26 protein-coding genes, 1 tRNA gene and 1 pseudogene are annotated in these 25,928 nt (G+C 68.4%); 18 read left to right on the plus strand and 10 right to left on the minus strand.

Translation table 11 applies throughout. The features are described 5' to 3' along the window. The first annotated feature begins 204 nt into the window (after positions 1–204). On the plus strand, positions 205–1,224 hold the full coding sequence (locus FE256_RS11565; RefSeq protein ID WP_138175756.1) for a LacI family DNA-binding transcriptional regulator: 1,020 nt from the start codon (positions 205–207) through the stop codon (positions 1,222–1,224). Positions 1,225–1,263: 39 nt separating this feature from the next. On the opposite strand, the gene FE256_RS18185 is transcribed toward FE256_RS11565, so the two are convergent. From FE256_RS18185 to FE256_RS11575, 3 genes are read right to left on the minus strand one after another with little or no spacing between them, the layout of a single operon-like run. Beyond that, positions 1,264–1,401: a hypothetical protein gene (locus FE256_RS18185; RefSeq protein WP_171024313.1), complete on the minus strand. Its 138-nt coding sequence runs from the start codon at positions 1,399–1,401 to the stop codon at positions 1,264–1,266. Continuing rightward, positions 1,398–2,039 carry a dihydrofolate reductase family protein gene (locus FE256_RS11570; protein ID WP_138175758.1) on the minus strand — a complete coding sequence of 214 codons (642 nt, stop codon included), beginning with the start codon at positions 2,037–2,039 and terminating at the stop codon, positions 1,398–1,400. The genes FE256_RS18185 and FE256_RS11570 overlap by 4 nt, the downstream gene beginning before the upstream one ends. Positions 2,040–2,059: 20 nt before the next feature. Further along, positions 2,060–2,548 carry a YajQ family cyclic di-GMP-binding protein gene (locus FE256_RS11575; RefSeq protein WP_128218677.1) on the minus strand — a complete coding sequence of 163 codons (489 nt, stop codon included), beginning with the start codon at positions 2,546–2,548 and terminating at the stop codon, positions 2,060–2,062. A gap of 68 nt (positions 2,549–2,616) precedes the next feature. Here FE256_RS11575 and FE256_RS11580 point away from each other — a divergent pair, with 68 nt between their 5' ends. The 3 genes from FE256_RS11580 (at position 2,617) to FE256_RS11590 (ending at position 4,198) form a co-directional block, all read left to right on the plus strand. Next, the gene (locus tag FE256_RS11580) at positions 2,617–3,117 is read left to right on the plus strand and encodes an FBP domain-containing protein (protein WP_138175760.1); all 501 of its coding nucleotides are present in this window, start codon (positions 2,617–2,619) and stop codon (positions 3,115–3,117) included. Further along, complete coding sequence (locus FE256_RS11585) at positions 3,114–3,989, plus strand: PfkB family carbohydrate kinase (RefSeq protein WP_138175762.1); 876 nt, start codon at positions 3,114–3,116, stop codon at positions 3,987–3,989. Before FE256_RS11580 ends, FE256_RS11585 begins: the two co-directional genes overlap by 4 nt. Before the next feature lie 124 nt (positions 3,990–4,113). Next, a tRNA-Tyr gene (locus FE256_RS11590) sits at positions 4,114–4,198 on the plus strand. A 275-nt stretch (positions 4,199–4,473) separates the two neighbouring features. On the opposite strand, the gene FE256_RS11595 is transcribed toward FE256_RS11590, so the two are convergent. The 3 genes from FE256_RS11595 to FE256_RS11605 are packed head-to-tail and all read right to left on the minus strand — an operon-like array spanning position 4,474 to position 7,251. Continuing rightward, positions 4,474–5,412, minus strand: coding sequence for a sugar kinase (locus tag FE256_RS11595; protein WP_252370993.1), 939 nt, complete (start codon positions 5,410–5,412; stop codon positions 4,474–4,476). 1 nt (position 5,413) lies between these two features. Further along, a complete protein-coding gene (locus tag FE256_RS11600) occupies positions 5,414–6,109 on the minus strand; it encodes a bifunctional 4-hydroxy-2-oxoglutarate aldolase/2-dehydro-3-deoxy-phosphogluconate aldolase (protein WP_138175764.1) in 696 nt (231 codons plus the stop codon). Between the two features lie 2 nt (positions 6,110–6,111). After that, positions 6,112–7,251: a mandelate racemase/muconate lactonizing enzyme family protein gene (locus tag FE256_RS11605; protein WP_138175766.1), complete on the minus strand. Its 1,140-nt coding sequence runs from the start codon at positions 7,249–7,251 to the stop codon at positions 6,112–6,114. Positions 7,252–7,440: 189 nt separating this feature from the next. Here FE256_RS11605 and FE256_RS11610 point away from each other — a divergent pair, with 189 nt between their 5' ends. From FE256_RS11610 to FE256_RS18485, 11 genes and pseudogenes are all read left to right on the plus strand, one after another. Continuing rightward, a complete protein-coding gene (locus FE256_RS11610; protein ID WP_138175768.1) occupies positions 7,441–8,259 on the plus strand; it encodes a transporter substrate-binding domain-containing protein in 819 nt (272 codons plus the stop codon). Between the two features lie 47 nt (positions 8,260–8,306). Then, positions 8,307–8,969 carry an amino acid ABC transporter permease gene (locus FE256_RS11615; RefSeq protein ID WP_138175770.1) on the plus strand — a complete coding sequence of 221 codons (663 nt, stop codon included), beginning with the start codon at positions 8,307–8,309 and terminating at the stop codon, positions 8,967–8,969. Next, entirely contained in the window at positions 8,969–9,676 is a 708-nt protein-coding gene (locus FE256_RS11620; protein ID WP_138175772.1) for an amino acid ABC transporter permease, read from the plus strand. The genes FE256_RS11615 and FE256_RS11620 overlap by 1 nt, the downstream gene beginning before the upstream one ends. Next, positions 9,673–10,401 carry an amino acid ABC transporter ATP-binding protein gene (locus FE256_RS11625; protein ID WP_138175774.1) on the plus strand — a complete coding sequence of 243 codons (729 nt, stop codon included), beginning with the start codon at positions 9,673–9,675 and terminating at the stop codon, positions 10,399–10,401. Before FE256_RS11620 ends, FE256_RS11625 begins: the two co-directional genes overlap by 4 nt. Before the next feature lie 3 nt (positions 10,402–10,404). After that, on the plus strand, positions 10,405–11,703 hold the full coding sequence (locus FE256_RS11630; protein ID WP_252370994.1) for an N-acyl-D-amino-acid deacylase family protein: 1,299 nt from the start codon (positions 10,405–10,407) through the stop codon (positions 11,701–11,703). 53 nt (positions 11,704–11,756) lie between these two features. Continuing rightward, positions 11,757–11,999: an amidohydrolase family protein gene (locus FE256_RS18650; RefSeq protein WP_354646047.1), complete on the plus strand. Its 243-nt coding sequence runs from the start codon at positions 11,757–11,759 to the stop codon at positions 11,997–11,999. A 73-nt stretch (positions 12,000–12,072) separates the two neighbouring features. Beyond that, a complete protein-coding gene (locus tag FE256_RS11635) occupies positions 12,073–13,494 on the plus strand; it encodes a sugar porter family MFS transporter (RefSeq protein WP_252370996.1) in 1,422 nt (473 codons plus the stop codon). Further along, positions 13,491–14,372: an aldose epimerase family protein gene (locus FE256_RS11640; RefSeq protein WP_138175778.1), complete on the plus strand. Its 882-nt coding sequence runs from the start codon at positions 13,491–13,493 to the stop codon at positions 14,370–14,372. The genes FE256_RS11635 and FE256_RS11640 overlap by 4 nt, the downstream gene beginning before the upstream one ends. Before the next feature lie 19 nt (positions 14,373–14,391). Beyond that, entirely contained in the window at positions 14,392–15,063 is a 672-nt protein-coding gene (locus FE256_RS11645; protein WP_138175780.1) for a GntR family transcriptional regulator, read from the plus strand. Then, positions 15,060–15,431, plus strand: a pseudogene (locus tag FE256_RS18480) (SDR family NAD(P)-dependent oxidoreductase); the annotation flags it as partial. The gene FE256_RS11645 and the pseudogene FE256_RS18480, both read left to right, overlap by 4 nt. 7 nt (positions 15,432–15,438) lie before the next feature. Further along, positions 15,439–15,843 (plus strand): SDR family NAD(P)-dependent oxidoreductase, encoded by a 405-nt coding sequence (locus FE256_RS18485; RefSeq protein ID WP_252370997.1) that lies wholly within the window; start codon positions 15,439–15,441, stop codon positions 15,841–15,843. Positions 15,844–15,972: 129 nt separating this feature from the next. Here FE256_RS18485 and FE256_RS11655 read toward each other — a convergent pair whose 3' ends face one another. Further along, the gene (locus tag FE256_RS11655; RefSeq protein ID WP_138175782.1) at positions 15,973–16,320 is read right to left on the minus strand and encodes a hypothetical protein; all 348 of its coding nucleotides are present in this window, start codon (positions 16,318–16,320) and stop codon (positions 15,973–15,975) included. 194 nt (positions 16,321–16,514) lie between these two features. Here FE256_RS11655 and FE256_RS11660 point away from each other — a divergent pair, with 194 nt between their 5' ends. Continuing rightward, positions 16,515–16,940, plus strand: coding sequence for a MarR family transcriptional regulator (locus tag FE256_RS11660; RefSeq protein ID WP_138175784.1), 426 nt, complete (start codon positions 16,515–16,517; stop codon positions 16,938–16,940). Here FE256_RS11660 and FE256_RS11665 read toward each other — a convergent pair. Then, positions 16,915–17,826 carry a LysR family transcriptional regulator gene (locus FE256_RS11665; protein WP_138175786.1) on the minus strand — a complete coding sequence of 304 codons (912 nt, stop codon included), beginning with the start codon at positions 17,824–17,826 and terminating at the stop codon, positions 16,915–16,917. The two genes, FE256_RS11660 and FE256_RS11665, sit on opposite strands and share 26 nt — an antisense overlap. Before the next feature lie 100 nt (positions 17,827–17,926). Between FE256_RS11665 and FE256_RS11670 the strand changes: the two genes are divergently transcribed. Then, a complete protein-coding gene (locus FE256_RS11670; protein ID WP_138175788.1) occupies positions 17,927–21,466 on the plus strand; it encodes a bifunctional proline dehydrogenase/L-glutamate gamma-semialdehyde dehydrogenase in 3,540 nt (1,179 codons plus the stop codon). A 225-nt stretch (positions 21,467–21,691) separates the two neighbouring features. Here the strand turns inward: FE256_RS11670 and FE256_RS11675 are convergent, their stop codons facing one another. Continuing rightward, positions 21,692–22,366: a pyridoxamine 5'-phosphate oxidase family protein gene (locus tag FE256_RS11675; RefSeq protein ID WP_138175790.1), complete on the minus strand. Its 675-nt coding sequence runs from the start codon at positions 22,364–22,366 to the stop codon at positions 21,692–21,694. A gap of 82 nt (positions 22,367–22,448) precedes the next feature. Here FE256_RS11675 and pdxR point away from each other — a divergent pair, with 82 nt between their 5' ends. Further along, positions 22,449–23,897 (plus strand): MocR-like pyridoxine biosynthesis transcription factor PdxR, encoded by a 1,449-nt coding sequence (pdxR, locus tag FE256_RS11680; RefSeq protein ID WP_138175792.1) that lies wholly within the window; start codon positions 22,449–22,451, stop codon positions 23,895–23,897. Positions 23,898–24,047: 150 nt separating this feature from the next. Here pdxR and FE256_RS11685 read toward each other — a convergent pair whose 3' ends face one another. Continuing rightward, positions 24,048–25,760 (minus strand): HNH endonuclease, encoded by a 1,713-nt coding sequence (locus FE256_RS11685; protein WP_138175794.1) that lies wholly within the window; start codon positions 25,758–25,760, stop codon positions 24,048–24,050. Positions 25,761–25,928 lie beyond the last annotated feature (168 nt).

Raw genomic sequence — 25,928 nt, forward strand, 5'->3', positions numbered from 1 at the left:
GGGTAACGGGGGCGGGGTTCAGGCCGCGGAGGTCGAGGACCATGACGTCTCCTTCGTCTCTTCGTCGAGATGCCCTACAACTGGGAACGTTTGCAGGAACGATTGCAAGTGTGGCCTCACGGTCGTGGACCTGTCAAGGGCCGCGGTCGAATCGATCCCGGGAAGGTTCTCGATGGCGGGTACTGTGGCTCGGAAGGAGGTGCCATGCCCGACATCGAATCCGCGGAGCGACACGTCGTCACGCTCAAAGACGTGGCCGTGGCATCCGGGGTCAGTATCTCCACCGTGAGCCGCGTTCTCGACGACCGGACACCGCGGTCCCGTTCGGCCACGGCAGAACGCGTGCGCGCGATCGCCGACGATCTGGGCTACCGCCGCAACGTCTCGGCATCCAGTCTGCGCCGCGGGGCGACCGCAACCATCGGGGTGCTCGTCCCCCGTCTCACGGATGCCGTCATGGCGCTGATGTTCGAAGCGGTCGAGCGGGCGGCACGCCGACGGGGATACTTCGCCGTGGTCGCGACGTGCGGCGACGATGCCGACGAGGAGCGTCGCGCTACCGAGACGTTGCTGGACCGCGGCGTGGACGGGCTCGTCCTCGCCACCGCCCGTCTCGACGACGTTCTTCCCGCATCGCTCCGCGACCGCGGCATCCCGCACGTTCTCGCGCTGCGCAGCGACGGCGTCAGCCCGTCGTCACTGGGCGATGACGAGACCGGGGGGTACCTCGCCGTCCGCCACCTTCTCGACCTCGGTCATCGGGACATCGGGGTGATCACCGGTCCGTGGTTCACTTCGAGCGGCCGCGATCGTCGCGCCGGCGCCGAACGCGCCTTCCGTGAGGCGGGCATCGCGCTTCCCGAGGAGCGCGTCCTCGCCGTCGGCTACGGGCTCGATCACGGGATCGAGGCCGCGCGACGCCTGCTCGGCGGGTCCGACCGGCCGACCGCGGTGTTCGCCGCGAACGACAACCTCGCGGTCGGTGTGTCGACGGTGGCTCGGGCGATGGGGATGGATGCCGGGCCCGACCTGTCCATCGTCGGCTACAACGACATTCCGCTCGTCTCGCGTCTCCCGGTGCCCCTGACCTCGGTTCACACGCACTTCGATCGCATTGCCGAGATCGCTCTCGACATGATCCTCGAAATCGGTTCGACGCGAGGGATCGAACGGACCATGCCGACGCTGATCCCGCGTGCGTCGACGGCCCCGCCGCGCCGCTGAGGTCATCGTCGGCCTGGCGCCGCGATCGTGGCGGACCGGTCAGCTCGGCTCGGTCGTGCGGATCAGCCCGCACGTCACGCACGACCACGCAACGAGGAAGCGCTCGTCGTCGAGCACCTCGAACCGCAGCGGGTCGCCGCACGTCGGGCACCGCGGCATCCCGTCGGGAGTGCTCACCGCGCGAACGTCACGTGGACGACGCCGCTCTCGGCGACCTCGGACGTGACGGTGTAGCGGGTGTCGAGGTGGCGCAGCTCGTCCCACAGCCGGGTTCCGCGGCCGAGAACGACCGGGCGTACGGCGACGTGCAGGCGATCCACGAGACCGGCGGCGAGGGCCGAGCGCACCGTGGACACTCCGCCTCCTACGCGCACGTCCGCACCGGCCGCCAGTTCCGTCGCGCGGCGCACGGCATCCTCGATTCTCGTCGAGACGAACTCGAAGCGGGTGCCGTTCTCGAACACGATGGGTGCCCGCTCACGGTGCGTGAGAACCAGGACGGGCACGCGGAACGGCGGCTCGTCTCCCCACCATCCGCGCCAGTCGGGGTCGTCGGGGAAGGAGTGGATGCCGAACATCCCGGCCCCCATGACCTCGGCGCCGACGCCCTCGAAGTACGCGGCCGCGTACCGGTCGTCGATCCCGGTCGTTCCCGCGCCCGAGGTGTCGCCGAACACCCGCTCCCGGAAGGTCCGCGTCGCCATGTAGTCCTCGACGAGCCGGCCCCAGTCCTCGCCCATCGGGTTCTCGGGCGTCGGATCGGCGGGCGCGGCGACGCCGTCGAGCGAGATGTTCAGATCGACGCGGACGGCCACGGCATCCCCCCGGGGTGTTCTTACCGGTAGTTCGTGAACTGCAGGTCGACGTCGAGGTCGGCGGCCTTGAGGAGACGCTGCACTTCCTGCAGGTCGTCGCGCGACTTCGACTGCACGCGCAGTTCGTCGCCCTGGATCTGCGACTTGACGCCCTTGGGGCCCTCGTCGCGGATGATCTTGCCGATCTTCTTGGCATCCTCTTGCGAGATGCCCTCCTTGAGCGTCGAGGTGATGCGGTACTCCTTGCCGCCGGCGACGGGATCGCCCGTCTCGAGGCTCTTCAGCGAGATCCCGCGCTTGATGAGCTTGGTCTGGAAGACGTCGAGCACCGCGTTCGCGCGCTCCTCGGAGTTCGCCTTGATGAGGATCGCCTCGCCGCTCCACTCGATGGAGGCGTCGGTGCCCTTGAAGTCGTAGCGCTGCTCGACCTCTTTGCGGGCCTGGTTGAGCGCGTTGTCGGCTTCTTGGCGGTCGATCTTGGAGACGATGTCGAATGAGCTGTCGGCCATTCCGCGATTCTATCGAGCGTCGACGATCCTGGCCCGGTGTTCTCCTCGCGCTCGTAGACTCGGATGCCATGCGAGCACTCACCGAGGACGAGGTCCGCGAGGCTTTCGTCAACGCCGCGCCGGAGGAAGTGCGGGTCATGGCGCTGCCGCACGACTTCCTGCTCCTGGACTGGGACCACCTCGACTTCCTCGCGTGGCGCGACCCCCGCACGCGCGGTCGCGGGTACCTCGTCACCGAGCGCGAGGGGCGCCTGACGGGCGTCGTCCTGCGGGCGGCCGACGGGCAGTCGCGCGCGCGGTCGGCCATGTGCAATCTGTGCCACACCATGCAGCCGGGCGATCAGGTCGCGTTGTTCACGGCCCGCAAAGCCGGGGTCGCGGGGGAGCAGGGCGATACGGTCGGGACGTACATGTGCGCCGACCTGTCGTGCCACGAGAACGTGCGCCTCGCGATGCCGCTGGCGCCGAGCGAGATCCGCGGGAGTGTGGACATGAAGATCGACGGCACCAAGCGCCGTACCGAGGCGTTCGTCGAGCGTGTGCTCGAGGCGGCCGGGGTCGACCGGTGAGCGGCCGTGTCGTCGTCATCGGCGACGCGCTCATCGACGAGCTGCGCGACGACGACGGTGTACGGGAGTTCGTCGGTGGCGCGGCGCTGAACGTCGCCGTGGGGCTGTCGCGGCTGGGCGTCCCGTCGTCGCTCATCGCCATGGTCGGCGACGACGCCGCCGGCGAGCAGATCCGCTCCTACCTCGCCGAATACGACGTCGAGCTGCTCGCGAGCCCGTCCGAGCACGGTTCGTCGCGCGCGGTGAGCACGCGTTCGGCCGGCGGCGAGCCCGAGTACGTCTTCAACGACGCGGCGCAGAACCGACGCGTCCACTACGGCGACGCCGAGCGGGCGGCCCTGGCCGATGCGGCGATGGTCGTCGTCAGTTGCTTCCCCTTCGACGACGCGGAGCAGACCGACGCGCTCCTGGATGCCGTGGGCTCGGCATCCCTCGCGATCGACCCCAACCCGCGCGCCGGCATGCTGCACGACCGCGACGAGTTCGTGCGCGGCTTCGAGAAGGCCGCGGCGCACGCACAGCTGGTGAAGGTCGGCGAGGACGACTCCCAGCTGCTCTACGGCGCCCCGCTCGAAGAGCTGCGCGAGAAGCTCGCCGGTCTCGGCGTGGATGCCGTGCTCGCCACCTACGGCGCCGGCGGAGCGGCGATCGACGCCGGGGGACTCACCGTCTCGCGGGCCGTCATCGATCTGCCCGGGCGCATCGTGGACACGATGGGCGGCGGAGACGCGGTGCTCTCGACCACGGCCGCCCTGGTGCGTGCGGGGCTTCCCGAGGACGAGGCATCTTGGGGGTACGTCCTCGATCGGGCCATGGAGGTCGCCGCCGCCACGTGCCGCAGCGAGGGTGCCCTGCTGCGCGTCCCGGAGTGATCCCGCCCCGTTTCGTGACGCGTCCGGGCGTGATCCTGGCCCGTGTTGGAAGCACGCCCTCGGGGAGGGTAAGCTAGGTGATCGCGCCTCTGGTCGACTGAGAAAGCCGGGCGGGTGCGCACTTGGCGAGTTACCCAAGCGGCCAAAGGGATCTGACTGTAAATCAGACTGCATTGCATTCGGGGGTTCGAATCCCTCACTCGCCACCACCACGATGAGTCGGGACATAGGCGACATGTGTCGCGACAGAGAAGACATCATCAAGAGGAAGAGTTCGGCCATCGGCCGGGCTCTTCCTTGTTGTTGCACCAGTAGGTCTTGAGAATACGACCCAATGCTTCGACGACATGCACGAGTGTCGCCTATGACCCGACTCAAGTGTCGCCGATCACCTGTCGCCGATCACCTGTCGCCTATGTCTTGAGCCCAGACACCTCACTCGCGACCATTCAAGTGGATGGGCATGCGGCCCTGTAGACGTCTCTTAGCGAGTGACGCCTTCTCGTTGCCTCATTCGCGCGAGATCGGTGAGCGTCGGACTTCCTTCCCAATCGCCGATGCAGGTGCACGCGAAGGCGCCGACGTCGGCTGCGCGCGACAAACGTTCTCCCATACTTGTCTCGCCGTTCCACAGACTCAAGTACCCCGCGACGAAGGCGTCGCCGGCGCCGACGCTGTCGACGACGTCGACGTGGGTCGCGTTTCGGTGAACCTGTTCGGCGCCGCTCGCTCCGTAAGCGCCCGCCTCGCCCCGTTTGATGACGACCTCGGTGGGGCCGAGCTGCAACAGTCGGCGGGCCAAAATAGGTGGGTCGGCTTCGCCGACGAGGATCGCTGCTTCGTCCTCTCCGGCGAAGACCACATCCGCGGCGGACGCGAGCTCCCGGTAGAGAGGCCGTGCGTCGCTCTTGTTCCAGATGCTCTCGCGGTGATTCACATCGAACGAGATGCGGACTCCGGCGCTCTTGGCGCGACGCACCACGGAACGAGTGGTGGCGAGAGCGTGGGAGGAGAGCCCGGGCAAGATCCCCGTCAGGTGAAGGATGCCCGCGGACTCGATCAGGCCTGCCGGCACGTCGTCGGGGTGGAGGAACGACGCGGCGCTGCCTTTCCTCCAGAAACTGACGGCGGACATTGATGCTGTTCGTCGATGCTTGTGCATCAGGCCCGTCGGAAGTTCCTGCACGCGTCGCGCATGGACATCGACGCCTTCCGCTCGCAGTTCGCGATCGATGAGATCCCCGATGGGGTCGGCGCCCAGAAGGCTCACCCAGGAGACGTCAGAGCCCAACCGCGTCAGCGCGATGGCGACGTTGCTTTCCGCCCCGCCGAAACTGAGTGACAGTGCGCGAGCGGAGGAGATTGGGCCCGGCTGGTCGTTCGTGACAAGACCCATCGACTCGCCGACGGTGACGATGCGCACGTCAGCTATCTCCGCGTGTTTCCTGGACTGCGGAGACAGCCCTTTCCGCTCGTGCGCGCAGCGCTCGAAGGCTCCCGCCTTCGAGCGCGTCACCGATCAGCGGTCCCCCGAGACTGACGGCCACGCACCCCGCCCGGAGCCAGCTCCCGATGTCTTCGAGAACGACACCGCCCGAGGGCATCAGCTTGACGTGCGGGAAGGGACCGGCCAGGTGTCGAACGTAATCCGGCCCCAGGGTCGCCGCAGGGAAGAGCTTGACCGCCGCCGCCCCGAGATCCCAGGCGTTCTGTACTTCCGTGGGCGTCATCGCGCCCGGGTAGATGGGGGTCGACGTTGAGTGGGCCGCGCGCAAGACGGCGGGTCGAAGCCCCGGCGACACCAGGAACTTTGCGCCGCCGGCGACAGCGAGGCGTGCATCCGCCTCGGTCAGAACCGTTCCGACTCCGATCTCGGCATCCGGTGTGTCTGCCACGGTTCGCGGGAGCGCAGCGAGCGTTCCCGGGGTGGTGAGGGTGAGTTCGACGGAGCGGATCCCCGCGGCGACGAGCGTTGCGATGACCGAAGAGCAGTAGCGAGAGTCGGTCGCCCGCAGCACTGCAACGATCCTGGTGTCCGAAAGTGTCGACGAGAGAGTTGCCCTGGGTGCTGCTTCCTCCGCGGGGAGAGGGGAGAGGGGAGAGTGCCGCTCGATGCTCATGCTCATGCTTTCGCGACGGCGAAGTCCGGCCGCGTGCCGTAACGCGCGAGGGCTTCCTCGTTGAGCGTGACCCCGAGGCCCGGCGCGCTGGGGATGTCGAGGTACCCGTCCGCATCCAGCGACCATCCACCCTGCACGAGATCGTCGACGTATGCCGACCCGGTCTTGTACTCGACGAGGTCCGTGGAGGACAAAGCCGACGCGAGCTGCAAGTCGGCGGACAAGCCGATGCCGGTGTTCCAACCGTGTGGGATCAGTCGTATCCCGAGATCCTGAGCGGCCCACCCGATGCGCCGAGATTCGCTGAGGCCACCACCCTTAGTGGTGTCCGGCTGCACGATGTCGAATGCACGACGAGCAAGGTACGGCGCGAAGCTCTGGCGGCGCGTGAGCACCTCGCCACCCGAAATGTGGACGGGTGAGCTCGCACGCAACTCGACGAAGCCGTCGATGTTGTCCGGTGCAAGCGCCTCTTCGAACCACGCGACGTCGTAGTCGGCGAGCATGCGTGCTGTGCGCTTGGCCCACGCCAGGTCTCCCGGAAAGAAGCCTTCTGAGCCTCCCGCATCGACGGCGAGGAGGCGATCACCGACGGCGGCGCGAGCGGCGGCGACGGTGGCCTCGTCCAGGGCGGTGCTCACGCGACCGAACTTCCACCACCCGATCTTGAACGCGGAAAAGCCGGCGTCGACCATCTCTTCGATGTTGTCTGTCATGGGGCCTGCCTCATCCATCAGCAGCGAGGCGTACGGCTGAACCCGGTCACGGTATCGGCCGCCCAGCAGCCGTCCGACGGGCTGGCCAGCAGCCTGGCCGGCGAGGTCCCACAGTGCCACATCGATGGCGCTGGTCGCGTGCGTCAACGATCCTCCGCGACCCATCCAGAACGCCGTCTGATGAAGCGTCTCCGTCAGTCGTTCTACTTCGAGCGGGTTCTCCCCGATGAGGTGCGGGGCGAGCAGGTCGATGGCGCCTCGCACGAGGGCCTCGGAGGTGAAAGAGCTGCCGACGCCGACGCGGCCGTCGTCGGTGTGGACAGCGACCAAGGTGTGCACGATGTCGTCCGGCTGAAGTTCATGGGTCCACCCACCTTCGGGCGTAGCGCCGCGGAGGCCGCAAGTTTCGATGTGGGTGATGCGCATGGGGACCTTCTTTGAGGGTGGTCGGACTCGTCGGCGACATGCCGACACAACAAAATAGTCGATTGTCGACAATGTGGCAATCTTTCGGTACTGTCGCTCCTGCGCCGACCCGCTGACGGTCGGAGCACTCGGGAAAACCTGACGGCGTGCGCTTTTCCGCGCTGCGCCGAACAACGAAAGGCGTCAAAGATGAAGCTGAATCGCGTTATCGCCGGAGTGGTCGTCGCAGCTACGGCGGTGCTGGGTCTCACCGCCTGCACCTCTGAGCAGGGTACGGGTGCGGCCGTCCAGGACAGCTCCCTCAATAAGGTCCTCACCAACAAGAAGCTGGTCGTGGGCGTCTTCGCCGACGCCCCGCCCTATGGAGTCATGAACAGCTCTGGCGAGTACGAGGGCTTCGACATCGACGCCGCGCGCGCTCTGGCCAGTTCGCTCGGAGCGGAGATCGAGTTCGTCTCGACCACCAACGCCAACCGCATCCCGCTTCTGGAGACGGGCAAGGTAGACATCGTCATCGCGGCCCTGACCAACCTCGATGAACGAGCCCAGAAGGTCGCGATGTCTCGGCCGTACGCGGCGGAGGGGCAGGTCGTCCTGGTCCCCGCGGCCAGTGACATCACCTCGTACGACGACCTCGCCGGTCGAACCGTCGCGGCGACCCGGGGAAGCGTGCCCGCGACGATTCTCGAAACCCGATTCCCGGAGGCTAAAGCCAGCCTGTTCGAGGCTGTCGCCGACTCCATCCAGGCCCTGCGAAGCGGGAAGGTGGATGCGCTCATGGAGAGCAACTCGGTGGCCGGCGGCATCCTCAAAGACTCGAGTGGGGAGTTCGTCGAGGTCAACGCGCCGCAGCTGAGCCCCTCCGTCGTCTCGATGGGGGTGAAGCTGGGCGACCAGCTGTGGCTCAACTACGTCAACAACTTCGTCCAGAACTACAACATCAGCGACGCGGCCAACGCGTCCTACAACAAGTGGCTCAACACGGACGTCCCTGAGCTGATCAAGTAACCCGCGTCGGCACTTGCTCCTCGAGCGCACCTCAGGAACGGACTTGCATGCAACTCTTCTTCGGGGACCTGATTCCCCACGCACCCGAATTACTGAACGGGTTGTGGATCAGTGTACTGGTGACACTTGCCGCGGTGGCGATCGGGGCACCCCTCGGTGTGGTCGTCTACTTGCTGCGGGCGTCAGAACTGCGCATCTTCAGAGTATTCGGGGCGTCCTACGTCGAGATCATCCGAAATACGCCGCTCCTTCTCCAGCTGTACCTGATCTATTTCGCACTGCCGTCCGCGGGGGTGAACTTCGATCCGCTGACCGCCGGGATCATCGCGTTGAGCATCAATAACTCGGCGTATTTGGCGGAGATCTATCGGGCGGGGTTCGAAGCGATCCCTCGCGGCCAGTCCGAGGCTGCCGCCGCGCTCGGGCTCTCTCGAGCGACCACCTTTTGGCGCGTTCGTGTCATTCCGGCGATGACGAATGTGCTCCCGTCTCTGACCAACCAGGTAATTCTCTTGTTTCTCGCTTCTTCGATTGCTTCCATCGTTGCGGTCCCCGAACTCATGCACGTGATGATGGGAATCACTACGACAACGTTCCGCACTATTGAAACTTTCGTCGTGGGTGGCTTGATGTACTTCGTCGTCGCGTTGCTGATTGCTCTCGCATCTCGGCTGGTCGAAGCGCGTCTGTTCCCGTGGAAGGTCGCGTGATGTTCACTTCTTTTGACGGTGCGGACCTCCTGCTCATTCTCAAAGGCGCCGTCGTCACGATCCAGATCAGTGCTCTCGCGGTGGTCCTCGGTGGTGCGCTCGGTGTGCTGTCCGGATTGGCGGCAGTATCACCGTGGCCTGTTCTTCGGTGGCTCAGTGCCATCTGGGTCAGCGCCATCCGAGGCGTCCCGGTGCTCCTGATCATCTTCTTCGTGTACTTCGGACTCCCGCTTCTGTCGCCGGGAAGCAACGTGCCCGACTACTGGGCGGCGGTCACGGCGCTTTCGATCTTCGCCTCCGCGTACATCAGTGAAATCGTCCGTGGCAGCATTGCCGCTCTCCCCAGAGGGCAGATGGAGGCGGCCAGCGCACTTGGATTGTCGTGGACTCGGACGATGTTCTCGGTGCTGCTCCCGCAAGCATCCCGAATCATGGTGCCGCCGGGGGTCGGCTTCCTTGTGGTTCTCATCAAAGACAGTTCACTCGTCGCCGTGATCGGTCTCATCGAGCTCACCCGGGCGGGAAACATCGTTGCGTCCCAGACGGGGCAACCGATCCTCTCCTATCTCGTCGTTGGTGCCTTCTATTTCGTCATCTGTTTCGGGTTGTCCGTGCTGGGGCGTCGATATGAGAGGCGTCTGAACATTCGCGTCGAGACACCCGAAGTGAGCGACATCCTTCTTCCGACTCAAGGAGTCTCGAAATGATCACCATCAAGGACCTGCGTCTGAGATTCGGCTCTACCGAGGTGCTGCACGGCATCACCTGCGACGTCGAAGAAGGTGAGGTTGTGTGTGTCATCGGAGCCAGCGGTTCCGGCAAGAGCACGCTGTTGCGCTGCATCAATGGTCTGGAGAGACCGAGTCATGGCTCGATCGAAGTCAACGGCCACCACCTGACCGCGAAAGAAAGGAAGTCCGACCTGGCAGCAGTGCGCCGCGATGTCGGGATGGTCTTTCAGCAGTTCAATCTCTTCCCCCATCTCACCGTCCGCGACAACATCATGCTCGCCCCGCGAAAGGTACTGCGACTGTCGAAGGTGCAGGCTCAGGAGCGGGCCGACGCTCTTCTGTCCAAGGTCGGGCTCGCTGCGAAGGCGGATGCGTATCCAGGCAACCTCTCGGGTGGACAAGCGCAACGCGTCGCTATCGCGCGCGCCCTCGCGATGCAGCCGACGGTGATGCTCTTCGACGAGCCCACGTCCGCTCTGGATCCGGAGATCGTCGGTGAAGTCCTCTCGGTGATGAAGGATCTTGCCGCCGAAGGCATGACCATGATGGTCGTCACCCATGAGATCGGCTTCGCTCGAGAGGTGGCCGACCGAGTGATCTACATGGATGACGGGCAGATCGTGGAGACGGGGACTCCTGTCGAGCTGCTCTCGAACGCTCGTACCGAGCGCGCCAGAAGATTCCTCGCGAAGGTGCTGTGAGTCATGTTCGACCTTCTCATCCGCGGTGCGCGCGTGGTCGACGGCTCTGGCAGGCCGGAGTGCACCGTCGACATCGGGGTGCGTGCGGGTCGCGTGTCGCTCATGGGGGACGGGCACCGGGCCGCTGCGGCGGAGCGCATCGACGCGACGGGCTTGATTCTCACGCCCGGACTGATCGACCCGCACAGCCACAGCGACTGGTCGGTACTCGCCAACCGTGACGCCCTCAGCAGCATTCACCAAGGCGTGACCACAGAAGTGGTCGGCAACTGCGGTGTCACCTTCGCCCCGCTCGCGGACCCCGGCGTCGACGCGGCACGAGCGGCGCTCGCCTCATTCGGCTACGACGGAGAGGTCACGTGGCGGACATTCGGTGATCTGCTGGAAGTCGTGCACGGCGGCGGCACGGCGCAGAACCTGGCGTGGTTTGTCGGTCATACAGCACTACGAAACGCCGCGGCCCATGCCGAGTCGGATCTCGTCACGGCGATGCGTTGGCATCTCGAGGAGGCTCTCGAAGCAGGCGCGCTCGGCTTCAGTTCGGGACTCCGATACGGAGCGGGGCGCTTCGCATCCTCCGAAGAGCTCGAGGTGCTGGCGCGAGTGGCCGGCCCGCGTGGCGCGATGTACGCCAGCCACATACGCAACCGGGACGCCGACCTGGGCCGTGCGGTGGACGAGTTCTTCCGAGTCGTGCGCGCGGGCGAGGTCAGGGCTCAGCTCTCGCACTTGAACGTCCGACACGACACCGGCGCCGCTGACGGTGCGTGGCACGCCGCCGTATCTCGCCTCGAGAGTGAGCGGTCGGCCGGATGGGATGTGCTGGCTGACATGACGCCGTACCCGCACGGTATCGGCCTGGCGACGGGGCTCCTCCCCGACTGGTTGATCGCGTCGGGGGATCAAGCTGCGGCAGAGGCCCTGCGCGACCCGGCGGTGCGCGCGCGCGTGCGCGAGGACGCTGATCGCTATTGGAGATTCATCCATCGCGGTCAGTGGGAACGTGTGCGGCTGGCCGTCAGCCCGGCGACCCCGGAGTGGGAGGGGCGAACATTCCCCGAGCTTGCTCAGCTCACCGGACGAGACGAGTGGGACGTGCTCTTCGACATCTGTCGGAGAACGGGCGGGACATCGGAGCGGTGCAGTTCATCGGCGAGCTCTTCACCGAAGACCATGTCGCCGAGGCGGTCGGACACGACCTGTTCCTTCTTGGTGTGGACGGCTTCACCTCCCGCCGCGAGGGCCCCCTTGGTCGGCGCACGCCCCATCCGTTGTTTTTCCACGGGTACCAGCACTTCCTGAGCCACCACGCGTTGCGCGCCCACAACCTCTCCTTCGAAGCGGCAGTCCACAAAATGACGGGTGCTGTGGCGGACCACTTCGGAATCGTTGAACGCGGCCGTATCGGCCCCGGTGCGCACGCCGACCTCGTCCTGTGGGATCCCGAGCGGCTCCGAGACACGAACACCTTCGCAATGCCCGACCGTTATGCCACCGCCGCCCGCCACGTCTGGGTGAACGGCATCGCTGTCGTTCGCGACGGAAGAAGAACTCAGGCCCGACCCGGGGTCAGATTGGATCGAAACAATGTCTGCTGAATCGTCTTGCGCTCCCCCGGAGCCGCGTCGGTACGGAACCGCACCCCGGGGCGCCGGGCCCGGGGAGGGTCGTTTGACGCGGGCCGTGACGGTGTACGCGCTCGCGGCGGCTGTCGGAGGATTTCTGTTCGGCTTTGATACTGCCGTCATCAACGGCGCAGTGACGGCCATCGAGACCAACCTGCAGCTCACCCCCGTCGGACTCGGGGTGGTGGTTGCCGTGACTCTTCTCGGTGCGGCCATCGGCTCTCTCGCAGCCGGATGGCTCGCGGACCGCATCGGGCGCCCACGCACCATGCTGGTTGCAGGAATCATCTTCTTCGTCGCCGCTATCGGGTGCGGTTTCGCCCAGGAGTTCGCCGACCTGGCGGTGTGGCGCCTTCTGACGGGATTCGCCGTCGGCTTCGCCACCGTCCTGGGGCCGCTGTACATCTCCGAGATCGTCCCCGCCCACGTACGCGGTCGACTGGGATCCATGCAGCAGATGGCCATCGTTCTCGGCATCTTCGTCGCCTTGCTCTCGGATAGTGGTATCGCGCTCGCCCTGGGGGGCGCGGACGCAGAGCAGTGGTTGGGGCTGCCGGCGTGGCGGTGGATGTTCATCGCCGGGGTCATTCCCGCGGTCATCTACATCGTTCTGGCAGTGATCGTTCCCGAGTCGCCTCGCTACCTCGTCGCTCGAGGCCGTGTGGAGCAGGCCCGAGCTGTCCTCTCACGGCTACAGGCGGTCAGCTCTGACGACGCCGTGCGTCTCACCGACCGGATCGCAGACAGTCTCGGGCAGAAAGAGGCCGGTCGCTTCCGCGATCTGCTCGACAGGAAAACCGGTCTGCTGCCTGTGGTGTGGGTGGGCGTCGGCGTCGCGGCGTTGCAGGCGCTGGTGGGCATCGACGTCATCTTCTACTACTCGACGTCGCTGTGGGAATCCGTCGGCTTTGGTGAGTCTGCATCCTTCGGACTGTCTGTCCTCAGTTCCTTCATCAACGTCGCCGCGACTGTCGTCGCTATCCTTCTGATCGACAGAGTCGGGCGTCGGAAACTCCTTCTCTTCGGATCTGTCGGCATGTTCCTGAGTCTCGTCACCGTCAGTATCGGGTTCTCGACCGCGACCGTGATCGACGGTGCGCCGCAGCTCGCCGGCGCGTGGGGGCCGATCACACTGGTCGGCGCGAACGTCTTCGTCGTTGCCTTTGCTGTGTCGTGGGGGCCGGTGGTCTGGGTCTTGCTGGGAGAGATGTTCCCCAACCGCATCCGAGGAGTTGCGCTGGCGGTGTGTGCCGCGGCGAACTGGATGGCGGGCGTGCTCCTCAACTTCTCGTTCCCCAGCCTGCGCGACATCTCCCTCCCCGCCAGCTACGCCGTTTACGCCGTCATGGCCGCCCTGTCGTTCGTGCTGGTCTACTTCGGTGTGCGGGAGACGAAGGGGCAGGTGCTCGAGGAAGCGACCGTGACCATCCGCGTGCCGCGCAAGAGCATGCGAGGCGGCGCTTCGTGACCAGCGCTCGCGCGGCCGCTGTGCTCAACGCCCCCGAGACGGACGGGCACGAGGAGCTGCTGACGCTCCGGGCAGGCGCCGCCATGGTCGAGGTGGCGCCGCAGCACGGATGCCTCATCTCCGTGCTCGATCCCGGGGGAGGCCGAAACCTCTTGTGGCGGGACGGGCGCTCGCCACGGACGCTGACCGGGTCTGACCTCGTGGGCGACGCTTCGGGAACCGACTTCGATGACAACACCCTCGTCGGAGGGTGGTTCCCCATGTTCCCCAACGCGGGTCTGGCCACGGCGGAGACGCAGCAACACGGGTGGGCTCCCCGAGTGGCTTGGTCGATCCTGCGACAGGGGCGGGGGTGGGTCGTTTGCGAAGCAGAAGGCGCGTTCCTCAACGGCGGGTCCGCGGTGCTCCGCCGAGCCATACGGGTGACCGAGTTTGCGCTCGAAGTGCGAACCACCGTCGAGAACGCCGGCGCCACCGCCGGAGAGTTCACCTGGGGCGAGCACCCGTGCTTCTCAGGGGAGGTGTTCGCAGGCGGCTGTGCGGTCTTCGCGGGAGAGGTCGTCCGGCGGATCCCGCTTGCGCCCGACGGGGCCGAAGGACACGAGGCGCGGATCGGGCCGGCGCCGGCGACCCTGCACGGTCCGGGAGTGTCCATCGAGCTGACGGATCTTGCCGGCACACAGCCGTACTGGCTCATGTGGTTCAACCACCGAGCGCCGGTACTGCCTCGCGCAGACACGATCGCGTGGGAGACATCGAACGCCCCGGGGCTCGGTCTCACCGATGCGCGGGCCGCAGGGCGCACACAGATCCTCGAGCCCGGTGGCGTCGCGATGAGCATCATCCGTTGCCGCTGGACATTGTCGACAACCGATTGAGAATGCGTACAGTGGACCCGTGAGTGCTTTGTCTTCGCTGCCGCCCGTTCCTGCTGCATCCCGACGTGAGAAGGTCGCGGAGATCCTGCGGGAGGCCATCACCGCGGGCGATCTCGAGCCCGGACAGAAGCTCACGGAGCTGGATCTCGCAGCGCAGCTGGGCACGAGTCGGGCTCCTATCAGGGAGGCGCTCCGTCAGCTCGAGCAAGAGGGGCTGGTCGTCTCTTTTCCGTATCGGGGGACGGAGGTCCTGGGGGTATCGCAAGAAGAAATCGAGAATGTCCTCGTTCCCATCCGCGTGGCTCTGGAGCGGTTCGCTTTCGAGAAAGCGATGCAGCGTCTGACGGACGACGACCTCGCGAACCTGAACCTCCTCGTGGACAGTATGGAAGAGGCCGCATCTGTCGGTGACCTCGCTCGGCTGGCGGACGACGACATCCGTTTCCACGAGGCGATCGTCGTCCTCTCGGGTCAGCAGCATTGTCTGCAGATCTGGCGCACCATCCAGCCTCGGGTGCGGGCATACTTCCGGCGGGACGCGAGCTACTACTCCGATTCACGCTTTGTCGCTCAACAGCACCGTGAGCTGATCGACGCATTGCGAAGCGGGGACAGTGCGCTCGGCCAGGAATCGATAACCGACCATATTCGCACCCACTTCTCCCCCAATCCCACGGAGCCTTCGTCATGACCACTCTCGTTGTTACGGGTGCCGCATCTGGTATCGGTAAGGGGATCTCGCTCGAAGCGGCGTCGAGAGGGATGCACGTCGCGATGCTGGATGTCGATCAGGAGGCGCTGGCTGCCGCTGCCGATGAAGCGCGCTCCGCGGGGGCGGCGGCGGTCGTGCCCATCATCTGCGATGTCAGCGACGAGGCCCAGGTCGTCGGTGCGTTCGACCTCGTCGAATCCGGGCTTCCCCTGATTTCGGGAGTTGTGGCCAACGCGGGTGTCGAAGTGAGCGAGTCCCTGTTCGACGCGAGCGTGGACGACTGGGATCGGGTCATGGCCGTCAATCTGAAAGGGACGTTCCTGACGGCGCGTTCGGCGCTGCGCTACTGGCGTCGTGCTGAGCGGAGGGTCGCTCGTCTGCGTCTCGTCGCCGTCAGCGTTCGTTGGCTTCGCAGGCGGATCCAATACCGCCTACGGGGCCTCCAAGGGCGGGATCTCCGCGTTCGTGCGCGCAGCCGCATTGGACGCGGCTCCCGCAGGTATCCGCGTGAATGCTGTGGTGCCGGGTGCGACTGACACGGACATGCTGTACTTCGGCCTTCAGGGTCAGGCTCTCGCGGACCGCCGCGCGGAACTCGCGCACGAGGCGAAGGCCCAGATCCCCTTGGGTCGCATGGCCAGAACGGATGAGATCGCCAAAGCGGTGCTGTGGCTCGCGGGAGACGAAAGCGCCTATGTCACCGGCAGCCACCTGATCTGCGACGGCGGTTTGCTCGCCAAGGGCGCCAACACGTTTTGACAACCCGTCGACCATTCAACTCACCGCGCGCTCCGTTGCAGCGGCATCGTCGCGATCCGTCCGCCCGACGCGTCCGCCCCTTCTGGCCGCTGAACTCAGACGCGCCGTAGCGGATGTGCCGCCCAGCCCTCAGCAGCTGTGGAGCAGTTCCCGGGATCTCACTTCGAGGAAGGTCACGAGCGCCCCGAGTACGTTGAGCTCGTTGCCGAGGTTGACGATCTCGACGGCGGTGAGCTCGATCGTCGTGTCGCGCGCTTCCATCGTCGCCTTCCAACGTCCGTCGCTGTCGGCGATCGGCTGGAGATAGGTGATGGTCGCAGCTTCGCTGAGGTCGACGACGATCAGTCCACGATGGATGACGGTGTCGTCCTGCTGCTCGAGAACGCGGATGTCGCTCCCGGTGAGGTATCCCAGGTTGCGGAACTCGTCGACCCACTGCTCGAGGAGCTGCAGATCGAGTAGGTCACGTACGGGCACGGCACACTCCGTCTCGGGCGCGGGGATCGCGCTTCCGCCATTATCGCGGGCACCGGGGCGCAGCGAGACGTGTGCTAATGATCCGGAAGACACGACCTCGTTCGATCGCGAGAATCACCAGGGCTGAAGGTAGCACCATCTCGGCGCAGTAACTAACGATACGAACTATTCAGTGTCCTAAGTAGGGTGGGGTCATGCCCCCACGACCTCTGCTCTCTTCGGCGCTCGACGCCTACGTCGAGTCCCGGCGATCCGTCGAGGCCGCGACTCGGGCCGAACTGCGCGTCAGTGAGACGGAGGTGCGCGCGCTGCTGCGCATTCGGGAGCACCCCGGCATCCGTCCCTCCCAGCTGCGCGACCATCTGAGCGTGACATCCGCGGGAGTCACGACACTCGTCGATCGCCTCGTCGAACGCGGGCTGCTCCGCCGCGAACTCGACGCGGAGGACCGGCGGGTCAACCACATCCATCTCGACGTCGACCTCGACGCCGAACCCTGGTCCGAGCTGGGCCGCGCGTCCCGCGACCTGGATGCCGCTGTGCGGGCCGAGCCCGCGGACGTCGCCGACGCGTTCGCCGAGACGCTGCACCGCATCATCCGGACGACGACGCTGCGCTGACCCCGGGTCCGCGGTCGAATGCCGCCTGCAGCGCGGCCAGGACGGCGCGGATGCCGGGCCGATCCGCCGTGCCGCGGCGCACCGCGGTGAAGATCTCGCGGCGCGGATGTCCGGGCAGATCGATCGAGCGAGTCGCGGGCTCGTCTCCCCCGAAGACGAGCGCGGGGATCATCCCGACCGCGTGACCGGATGCCACGAGACGGACGTGTGCGGTGAGATCGGCGAGCTCGAACCGGACGTCGGGCTCGAAGCCGGCGGCGCGGCATTGCTGCGTGGCCCACTGGCGCGCGGCGGTGCCCTCGGGCTCCATCACCCACGGGCGGTCGCGCAGATCGGTGAGCGCCGCGGCGCCGTCGCCTCGCGCGACGGCGAGGCGGATGGCATCCCGGCCCAGCGTGCGGCGCTCCAGAAGCGCGCGTTGTTCGCGCGTGTGGCCGGGGTACTGCTCGGCCACGGCCAGGTCGAAGCCGCGTGCGGCGACTTCGAACAAGCCTTCTTCCGGGGCGAGCTCGGCGATCTCCACGCGCAGTCGCGGCTCGGTCTCGGTGAGGACGTCGAGGGTGCGCGGCACGAGACCGTGCGCGGCGGACTGCATCACCGCGAGGCGGACGGGCGCCATGGACGGCTGCAGCAGCTCGAGCTCGGCGCGCGCCGCCTCGTCCGCGGCGAGCATGCGGGCCGCGTGCGCCGCGAGCGCCTCTCCCTGGGCGGTCAGCCGGACCCGGCGACCGTCGGGTTCGAGCAGGGGGACTCCCGCGTCGCGCTCGAGCTGGGCCAGCTGCTGCGAGATCGTCGAGGGGCTGAACGAGAGCGCCTCGGCCACGGCGGCGAGGGTGCCGCGCACCGACAATTCGTGCAACAGGCGCAGTCGGCGGAGATCGAACATTCCAGACCCTTCGTTGCAATCGACCGATACCGTTCGGAAATCATCGCTTCTGCCGATCGTACGTCGGTCGCACACTGAGGGCATCCGAGGAAGGATCCGCATGTCGCTCACCGATGTCGTCCCCACTGATGTCGCCCCGGCCGACCTGGCCGACGACGCCGTCGCCCTGGTCCGCCGCTGGCTCGTCGAGAGCCGCTCCGAGCCGGTCGACGCGGCCGCCACGCGGCTGGCCGGTGTGCTGCGCGACCCCGACGGTTTAGCGTTCACCGTCGGGTTCGTCGACGGCGTCGTCCGTCCCGACGACCTGCGGGTCGCCGCCGGCAACCTCTCCCGCCTCGCGCCGCTGGTGCCGGACTTCCTGCCGCTGCACCTGAAGGCGGCGATCCGTCTGGGTGCCCTGACCGCGCCGATTCTGCCGCGCGTGGTGGTCCCCGCCGCGCGGACCGCGCTGAGGTCGATGGTGCGCCACCTCATCGTCGACGCCAGCGATCGTCGGCTCGGCGCCGCCATCGCCGCGATCCGGGGGCGCGGCGAGGGCATCCGCCTGAACGTGAACCTGCTGGGCGAGGCGATCCTCGGGAGGAAGGAGGCGGCCCGGCGTCTCGAGGGGACGCGTCGTCTGCTCGCCCGCGACGACGTCGACTACGTCTCGATCAAGGTCTCGTCGACCGTCGCGCCGCACACGCCGTGGGCATTCGACGCCGCCGTCGCGGACGCCGTCTCGGCCTTGCGGCCGCTCTACCGCGTCGCGAAGGAGACCGGCACTTTCCTCAACCTCGACATGGAGGAGTTCAAAGACCTCGATCTGACCCTTGCGGTGTTCGAGACGCTCCTCGCTGAGCCGGAGTTCCACGACGTCGAGGCCGGCATCGTGCTGCAGGCCTACCTGCCCGACGCCCTCGCCGCGATGATCCGGCTGCAGGAGTGGGCCGCCGCGCGGGTGGCATCCGGGGGCGCGCCCATCAAAGTGCGCGTCGTGAAGGGCGCGAATCTGCCGATGGAGCGCGTCGACGCGGACGTCCACGACTGGCCGCTGGCGACCTGGCCGTCCAAGCAGGCGACGGATGCCTCGTACAAGGCGGTTCTCGACTACGCCCTGCGGCCCGAGCGCACGGCGAACGTGCGCATCGGCGTGGCGGGGCACAACCTGTTCGACATTGCTCTGGCGTGGCTGCTCGCCCAGCGTCGCGGCGTGACCGGCGGCATCGAGATCGAGATGCTGCTGGGCATGGCCACCGCGCAGCAGGCCGTCGTGCGGCGCACGGTCGGGTCGATCCTGCTCTACACCCCGGTGGTGCACCCGCAGGAGTTCGACGTCGCGATCGCGTACTTGATCCGTCGCCTCGAGGAGGGAGCATCGAGCGAGAACTTCATGTCCGCCGTCTTCGACCTCGGCACCCACGAAGCGCTGTTCGCGCGCGAGCGCGACCGGTTCCTCGCCTCGCTCGCCGACATGCCGACCGAGGTGCCGGCGTCGCACCGCGTGCAGGACCGCACCGCGGCGCCCGCCCCCGCCCCGCGCACCGGATTCCGCAACACGCCCGACTCCGACCCCGCGATCGCCGCGAACCGCGCGTGGGCCGCGGGCATCGTGTCGCGGATGGCCGCGTCGACCCTCGGTGCCGAGACGATCGCGGCGCACACCGTGACCGACGCGGCAGTGCTCGACGAGCGGATCCGGGATGCCGCGGCCGCCGCCGTCGCGTGGCGCGATCTCGGTGTCGACGGGCGCGCGGAGATTCTGCACCGGGCCGGCGACGCGCTCGAAGCCCGCCGTGCGGAGCTCATCGAGGTCATGGGAGCCGAGTGCGGCAAGGTCGTCGAGCAGAGCGACCCCGAGGTCTCCGAGGCGATCGACTTCGCGCACTACTATGCCGAGCAGGCGCGGCACCTCGACCGCGTGCACGGCGCGCACTTCACGCCCGTCGGCCTCACCGTCGTCACTCCGCCGTGGAACTTCCCCGTCGCCATTCCGGCGGGGTCGACCCTGGCGGCGCTCGCCGCGGGATCGTCGGTGGTCATCAAGCCGGCGGCCCTGGCCGAGCGCTCCGGGGCGGTCAAGGTCGAGGCGCTGTGGGCGGCCGGCGTCCCGCGCGACGTCTTGACGCTCGTGCAGGTCGCCGAGAGCGACCTCGGTCGCGAGCTGCTCACCCACCCCGCCGTGGAGCGGGTCGTGCTGACCGGCGCGTACGACACGGCGGAGCTGTTCCGCTCGTTCCGAGCCGACCTCCCGCTCCAGGCCGAGACCAGCGGCAAGAACGCCGTCATCGTCACGCCGTCGGCCGACCTCGATCTCGCCGCCAAGGACGTCGCGCTGTCGGCCTTCGGCCACGCCGGCCAGAAGTGCTCGGCGGCGTCGCTCGTCGTCCTCGTCGGCTCCGTCGCCACCTCGCGACGCTTCCGCGACCAGCTCGTCGACGCCGTCACCTCGCTGGAGGTCGGGATGCCGTGGGACGACGCCGCGCGCGTCGGACCGCTCATCGAGCCCGCGCAGGGCAAGCTCCTGCGGGCGCTCACGACGCTCGAGCCGGGCCAACGCTGGATCGTCGAGCCACGCCGCCTCGACGAGGACGCGCGGCTGTGGCGTCCCGGCATCCGGGAGGGCGTCCAGCCGGGCAGCGAGTTCCACCGCACCGAGTACTTCGGTCCGGTGCTCGGCGTCATGACGGCAGAGACCCTCGACGAGGCGATCGACATGGTGAACGCGATCGACTACGGCCTGACCTCGGGTCTCCACGCCCTCGACGAGGCCGAGATCCAGCGCTGGCTCGCGCGCATCGAGGCCGGCAACGTCTACGTCAACCGCGGCACGACCGGGGCGATCGTGCAGCGGCAGCCGTTCGGCGGGTGGAAGAAGTCCGCCGTCGGCGCCGGCACCAAGGCCGGCGGTCCGCACTACCTCTTCGGGTTCGGGTCATGGACGGATGCCGAGCCCCGTGTGCCGCGCGGAGTGGGTGCGCTCGTCGGTCCGGTGTCGGCGGCGGTCCCGGCGGAGGGCCGCCCGCGGGCGGCATCCGCCCTCGCCTCGGATGCCGAGCCCGTCGCGCCGCGCGGAGTGGACGCGCTCGCCGGTCCCGCGTCGGCGGCGGTCCCGGCGGAGGATCGCCGGTGGTTGGCATCCGCCCTCGCCTCGGATGCCGCGGCCTGGGCGACGGAGTTCTCGCGTGCGCGCGACGTGACGGGGCTGGAGTCCGAACAGAACGTGCTGCGGTACGCCGCGGTCCCGGTGACGGTGCGGCTCGAGGACGCGCGCGACGTCGCCCTGGTGCGGGTCGTGGCCGCGGGGCTGCGCGCCGGATCCGCCGTCACGGTGAGCGTCGACCGCGAGCTCACCCCCGCGGTGCGGGCGTGGCTCGAGGGCGCGGGCGTCGCGCACGCCGTCGAAGACGCTGCGGCATGGGGGCGGCGGGCGTCGCGACTCGCGCGAACCGGTGGCCGTGTGCGCCTGTTGGGCGGCTCGGCTGAACGGTTCGCCCAGGTCACGTCCGGCTCGCCCGCGGTGGCGCTGTACGCCGGGGAGCCGACGCGCGCCGGCGAGGTCGAGTTGCTGCCGTTCCTGCGCGAGCAGGCGGTGTCGATCACGGCGCACCGCTTCGGCACGGTTCGTCGGTATGTCGTGCCCCCGCTCGTCATGAGCTGATTCGGCGAGGCTCCTGGCGCGGCCGTGCAGCCGTGCAGCCGTGTGGCCGTACCGCCGTGCCGCCGGTCGAGCCGTGCCGTGGGGCAGGCCGCGTCGTCGCCCCGCCGGTCCGCCGGTCAGGGCATGCCGCGGGTCAAGCCGCGCCGTCGCCCCGCCGGTCCGCCGGTCAGGGCATGCCGCGGGTCAGACCGCTCCGCCGTGCCGCCGGTCAGGCCCGACCGCCGGTCAGGCCGTGCCGGTCGCCGTCACGCGCGCGGCGGCACGGCGCACGGAGTCCGGGACCGCCGTTCCGGGAACGGTCTGCGCCGACGTCACGGGGTCGCCGGCGATGACGCGCAGCGGCAGTTCGCCGGCCCACACGGCGCGGTCCTCGCCGTCGTCGTCCACCTCGACGAGGGACCCGGCGTTGTCCTTCACGCTGGCCTCCGACAGCGGAATCCGCAGCACCAGGGTCGCGGCCAGTTCGCGTGCCGTCATGGGGCGCACGTCGGCCGAGCGCCCCGGCATGAGGTGCTCCGAGAGCACGAGCAGCGCGTCCTCCTTCTCCTCCGCAGGCACAACTGATGCCACCCCGTGGACCACGGCGCAGCGGTAGCGCATCGAGCTGTCGAACAGGGAGCGGGCGTACTTCAGCCCGAGCAACTGGGTGACGGTGAGGCAGACGGGCGTGCCCGCGGCGATCCGCCGGAAGAAGTCACTGCCGCTGGACCCGTGCACGAGAACGTCGTCGCCGTCGCGGCCGATCCCCACCGGAAGAGCGACGGGGCGACCGTCGCGCACGATCGCGAGAGTTGCTGCCAGGGCGCCCTCGAGAACGTCGTACAGCGCGGCGCGGTCGGTGACCTGGTGGTGCGGCAGGCGCCGGACGCGGGTGAGGGGAGTGAGCGGCAGGTCGGTCATGTCTCGATCCCAGCTGCCTAGGCGGACCGATTCCTAGGCCGATTCTCGCCCGATCGTATGGACCAGTGACAGACTGGCGGCCGTGATCTCGTCCGGCATCCTGGATCGTTCGTCGCCCGTGCCGCTGCACGTCCAGCTCACGCAGGGGCTTCGGCGTGCCATCGTCGAGGGGCGGCTCGCCGCGGGCGATCCGGTGCCGTCATCGCGAGCGCTGGCCGTCGACCTCGGTGTCGCACGCGGTACCGTCGTGGCCGCCTACGAGACGCTGGTGGGCGAGGGCTACCTCGTCGCGCGGGCCGGAGCGCGCACCGCGGTGGCGGTGTTGCCGCGGCATCCCGATGCCGGTGAGCCGGCCGCGCCGCGTCCGCCCGCCCGCGCGGCGTCGGACGCGATCGACCTTCGCCCCGGGCGTCCGGGAACGCGGGGGCTCGCCGATGCCGCGTGGCGTTCGGCCTGGCGTCGTGCGGGGGCGCTCGACCCGGCGGCCGATGTCGACGATGCGATGGGAGTGCCGGAGTTCCGGCGAGAAGTCGCACGACACCTCGGACGTACCCGGGGTCTGACGGTCGATCCGGGGGAGGTGATCGTGACGGCGGGGACGAGTGACGCGATGCTGTTGACGACTCTCGCCCTCGCCCCGCGGCGGACCGGAGGTCCGCGCCGGTTCGGCGTCGAGAACCCCGGGTATCCGCGCGTGCGGACGATCCTCGCCCGTGTCGGCGTCGAGACCGTTCCCGTCTCGGTGGCCCCCGGCGTCGGGCTCGACCTGGATGCCGTGGAGCGACACGATGATCTCGACGCGCTCATCGTCACCCCGCATCACCACTATCCCCTCGGCAGTCGACTGGATGCCGCTGCCCGAGCGCGTCTGTCGGCCTGGGCGCGGCGAACCGGCACGGTCCTCATCGAAGACGACTACGACAGCGAGTTCCCCCATGGGCGTGCTCCGCTGCCACCGCTCCGGCTGGTCGACCCCGAGGGAGTCGTGCTGATCGGCAGCCTGTCGAAGGTGCTGAGCCCCGCGCTGCGGTGCGGGTGGATCGTCGCCTCGGGAACGGCCGGCGACCGCCTCCGCGCCGCGCGCGCCGACCTCGACCTGCCGGTCTCGATGGTCGTGCAGCACGCTTTGGCTCTGTATCTCGCCGACGGTTCGCTCGCGCGTCACACCGCGCGGCGGCGCCGCGACTACCATCACCGCCGGAAGCTCGTGCTCGAGGCCTTCGGGTCGATCGCTGGAGTGGAGCTGACGGCGATGAACGGCGGGCTGCACGCGGTGGCGCTGCTGTCGAATGTCCCGGGGGCCGCGCGGGCGGAGGTCGAGGCGGCGCTGGTCGCTTCCGTCGCTGCACGCGGAGTGTGGGTGGCCGGTCTCGCTGACTATGCCGTTCCCGGAGCGCCGTCCGATCTGCCGGCCGGCATCGTCCTGGGGTACGCCGAGCCGACAACGCTCGAACTCGCGCGGGGCGTTGCGGTCGTGGCGGAAGTTCTGCGCGAGAGCGACTGGTCAGCCGGTGTCATGACGGGGCGGTGACTGCGGGGCGATCGTGTGGGCACGGGGGGTCCAGAACGGCGGTGTCCAGAACGGCGGTGTCCAGAACGGCGGTGTCCGCCTCAGGTGTGTGCGCCGGACGTGGTCTCAGAACGGGGGTGTTCGCCTTAGCTGGGTCCGCCGGACGTGGTCTCAGAATGGCGGCGGGTCCGCGTCCGGTACGAACAGCACCCGGGCCGGCAGTTTCTCGCGGTGCTCGTAGCCGAGAGGGCTTTGGAAGCGGAGCGTGCCGTCGGGGTCTTGATGGACGGTCCACTCGCTCTCGGTCTTGAGCGTGTGGTGTCGAACGCAGAGGTGGCACAGGTTGCACAGGCGCGTGCGGCCACCGTTCTGGGCTTCGTGATTGTGGTCGATCTGGCACCGCGTGATCGGTGCCCGACAGCCCGGCGCACGGCAGTGTCGATCGCGAGCCGCGAGGAACCGGCGCTGGGCCGCAGTGGGGGAGTACCGGTCGACGTCGAGTACCGTGCCGGTCACGGGGTCGCAGAGCACGCGATCCCACCCGGGTGCGTGGGCGGTCATCTGCCGCGCGGTCTCGGGGTCGATCGGAGTGCGACCGTCGATGCTCGCGCCGACGTCCCCGCGACCGAGGAGCGTCAAGACCGGCACCGTGATCTGCACATGCCCGCGGATCGCTCCCAGGCCGCCCGGACACGTCTCGTCGGTGGTGGGGTCGATCGCGGGAGCCGCGGTGAGTAGCAGGTCGGCGCAGACATCGGCTCCGATCTGGGCAAGCGTTCGCGTGTCCGTGACGTCGGCGTGCACGTCGATCGGTGCGATCTGCGCGGGTCCTGCCGAGTGCGCTTCGTCCGCGCTCGCTGCGCTTGCGCTGGTTCCCGTCGCGCGTGGCCCGGCTCCGGTCGCACGCGCCGCGGCCGTGCCCGCGCTCGCCCCGGCCGCGGCGCTCGATCCCTCCGCTGCGTCGGCTCCGGCCGCGCCGCCCGAGTCGCCCGAGCCCGCGGCTGTGCCACGCGCGTCGGTCGAGTCCGCCGCCGTGCCACCCGCGTCCGTCGAGCCCGCGGCTGTGCCACGCGCGTCGGTCGAGTCCGCCGCCGTGCCACCCGCGTCCGTCGAGCCCGCGGCTGTGCCACGCGCGCTAGTGGAGTCCGCACCCGTGCCGCTCTCGCCGGGGGACCCGTCTGCCGCCACGCTCGCTCCGGCCGCGTCGTCGTTCATCGATGCCCGGATCGCCGCGGCCTGACGGCGCAGGCGGTCGCGGATGCCGTACGCCACCGTCGCGGGGAGGATGACGCTGAGCTCTGCCATGCCGTCGGCGAGGTCGCGCACACTCACGCCTCGGGAGGCGGCGGCCCGCGCATGACGTTGCGTCATGCCGACGGGGTGCACGCTCTCGGCGAGTTCGCGGCCGAACGCGCGTACCCGACCGGGGGACTCGCGCTCGGCGTGCGTGAGCACGACCTGCTCCCACGCGGCGCGCGTCGCGTCGTCGTCGAGCACGATGCCGGTCTCGAGGATGGCCGCGGCGTGCCGAGCCCCGATGCGTCCTTGAGCCAGTGCGTCGACGGTCGCAACGAATTTCTGCGTCATCGTGTGCGCGTCGGAGAGTTCTTTCTGCACCGTCAGGTCGTGCGCGCGGGTCGCGACGGCGATCTCGAGCGCAAGCGACCGGACTGGCATCTCGCGTTCCCGCGACGCTCGCGACCGCGAACGTGCAACCTGATCCAGCGCGATCTCCAGTGCTGCGGAGCGGAGGCGGATCAGTGACGCGTGCACGTGAGCGGCTCGCGCGGTCTCGTCCCGGATCGCGGAGACGAGCCCACCCAGACGATCGTCTTCGCTCGCGGCGGAGTGCGATCCGGGATCCGGGACGGAAGAGGGAGGCATGTACTCAAAATAGAACAAATGTTCTAATGTTGAAGGTGCCTTCACCCTCGCTCGCTCAAGGTTCACCCCTGCCGTTCGGGTATCCCCGCCGCTCTACGTCCTCCCGACCCGCCCGCTCCGAACGACTCGGGGCCCCATCCCCGGAACGGGCACCACTCCGCCTGGAAC

This window comes from Microbacterium sp. 5K110 (assembly GCF_005774735.1).
In the GTDB taxonomy this organism is placed as follows: domain Bacteria; phylum Actinomycetota; class Actinomycetes; order Actinomycetales; family Microbacteriaceae; genus Microbacterium.